This is a genomic window from Devosia elaeis (assembly GCF_001650025.1).
GTDB lineage: Bacteria > Pseudomonadota > Alphaproteobacteria > Rhizobiales > Devosiaceae > Devosia > Devosia elaeis.
In genome coordinates this window covers 1-2,378 of record NZ_LVVY01000117.1, presented here as the reverse complement: position 1 = coordinate 2,378, position 2,378 = coordinate 1, and the positions used below count along the sequence as shown (strand labels likewise).

General features: G+C 59.6%; 3 protein-coding genes. All 3 read right to left on the bottom strand.

Going from position 1 to position 2,378, the window contains the following annotated elements; genetic code table 11:
• Positions 1-303: 303 nt before the first annotated feature.
• Entirely contained in the window at positions 304-945 is a 642-nt protein-coding gene (locus tag A3840_RS15280) for a recombinase family protein (protein ID WP_067458695.1), read from the bottom strand.
• 139 nt (positions 946-1,084) lie between these two features.
• Positions 1,085-1,699 (bottom strand): hypothetical protein, encoded by a 615-nt coding sequence (locus tag A3840_RS15275; RefSeq protein WP_067458692.1) that lies wholly within the window; start codon positions 1,697-1,699, stop codon positions 1,085-1,087.
• Positions 1,700-1,887: 188 nt separating this feature from the next.
• Positions 1,888-2,378, bottom strand: a 491-nt coding sequence (locus tag A3840_RS15270; RefSeq protein WP_205633399.1) for a helix-turn-helix domain-containing protein, incomplete at its 5' end; no start/stop codon positions are given.

Below are 2,378 nucleotides of genomic sequence, written 5' to 3'. Positions count from 1 at the left end.
TATGCCGGCTGTCCGGTCAAAATGGGGTGCGCTCCACGCTGATTGACTGTGCCCTGACTATTACCTGCGATGCTGGATGTAGTGCGTTTGCTTGCATCTAGTCGAACCTTCACGACAAATCCCGTGCTGAGGCCCGCCAAGAAAGTAAGTACATACCAAAGCGCATCTAGCATTTCTGTCTCCCCCAGATTGTTCTGATTACCATCAGTGTAATTCTATCGCAACCGTAGTGCTTTAGCGGGGACGAAAATCAATAGACACCCCGCCAGTCCGGGACGCAGCTAAAGCGGGGAGACGGCCACCTCAGGCGATGGTTGCTCCTACCGTTCCGCCCGGCGTCAGTCGTTTGGCTAGACGTGCTAGGGTTGAGCGAGAGCATCCAGTGGCCTTCAGAATGGTGTTCCAGCTTTGGCCCGATTGCAGCATGGCGAGAATGGCGGTGTTGCGTTCGGTGTCCTCAGGGCGCCCCACATAGACCCCCTTAGCTTTTGCCGTGGCGATGCCCTGAGCCTGCCGTCTGCGGCGGTCCTCGTAGTCCTTCCGGGCGATGGCCGCGAGCATGTCCAGCAGCATGCCGTTGATTGCCTCTGCCATGCGGGCGGTGAAGTCATCGCTATGGGCCACCGCAAGCTGCCATGAGGTCGGCAGGTCCAGTGCCACCACCTTCACCCGCCTCTGCCTGATCTCTGCCCGGAGGCGTTCCCAATCGGCAGCGTTGAGGCGGCTCAAGCGGTCCACCTGCTCCACCAGCAACACGTCACCGGGGCGACTATCGGCCAGCAGTCGGAATAACTCTGGCCGCTGGAGGGAGGCACCGCTCTCGCTCTCGACATAGGCAGCGGCAATGGCCAGCCCCCGCTCTGCAGCGAAGGCTTCAAGGTCGGCACGGGCGCGGCTGGCGTCCTGCTCTATGGTGGAGGCCCGGAGATATGCACGGACAAACATGGATAAGACCGATCAGTTCGATTTGACTGGTCTCATAATTATCGGTTCGCTTTGGGTTGTCAATATGGATTACGAGACCACCCTGCGGAGCAGTTCCATAGAGGTGTACCCGACCCGAACCACACCTTCCGCCGTTCGGTCAGTACTTCTCAAACCACGGGCCGTGTCCCGAGTTCATCTCTTCCATGACACCCCGTGCCCAGCTCGTGGCCCGAAGCCAATCGCTAGCAGTGCAGGTCTCTAGAGGGCGCTTGCTGTTGCCAAGTCCGATGATCACCCGCAGGAGGATGGCAAAGGTCAACCGGATGTTCTCAAACGAGTTGGTATCTCCCCACAGAGAGGCAGCGGGCCTCTTTCGCACTTCGCCAAACCATGAGCGATTTCGCTCGAAGTTTATGTTGGTCTCCAGCTTCAGCGCTACGCCGTGCGCGATGCTATGGCGGAACTCGAATGCAATCTTGGCTCCTGCGCACCAGTCGGCAACGAGCTTCCGCAGCTCTGGATTTACCAGACCCACTCCCTCAGCCTCCAGCATTGTGATCAGCTCGCCCACCGGCTTCGCATCGGTAGCGTGTCTGACGCCAGCTGGTTTGTGGGCCTGCAAACGCCAGATGGCTTGCTCTAGGCGAAACTCCGTGTTCCCAGCGAACACAGCGATGGCCCCAATCTGCTTGGCGTGGGTCTCGGACAGTCCGATTGCGCTCTCAAGCTCGTCTGGCCGACCGAATACGACTGCCGCATGTTCCTTCGTCAACGTTCTCTCTTCCAAACTTGTCGGCCACTCAAGGGCGCTGGGTGTGCAACGATGCCAAGGGGGCCACGGGGGTAAATCCCCCGCAGCTCGATTGATCTCGCCGCCTCGAATTTTTGCGGCAGAAACAGCCCGGACCGTGGTGCGGACGGCATCGAAGGGCGGTTACTGCAGGTGGTAGAATTTACCAGTCAGAAGTCCTCGCCCGGACCCAGCAGCGCCGCTGCATTGTCATGCGCGTAGGCGTCCGTCTGTCCCTGAATGCGCTCCATGTCCTCAAGGGCTGACCATAACCAGTCGATCATTTCCTGTCGGTCATGATAGCCCGCCTTCTCATGCGCCCCCAAGAACTCGCTGAGCGCGGCTCTGGCTTTGTGCTTGAACAGCACGATGGGGACTGGTGCGCCCTCTCCCCCGGCCTTGGCTGGCGCGTCCTCGTTGCCCATATGGGCCGCCTCCTTGGGGAAGTCCGACTGCATCCACTTCATGATGGTGGGGTGGCTTCTGCCGATTTCACGGCCGATTTCGCGATACGACTTGAACCCGCCATCTGGCATGCGGTGATGACCTGCTTCGACGTACCGGCGGAACATGGCCCGAACCTCAGGACCTTTGAGAGGTATGCCATGGGCGCTGTTGACGCTGTATAGCGCGGCAATCTGGATGAGACGCTGGCGACAAT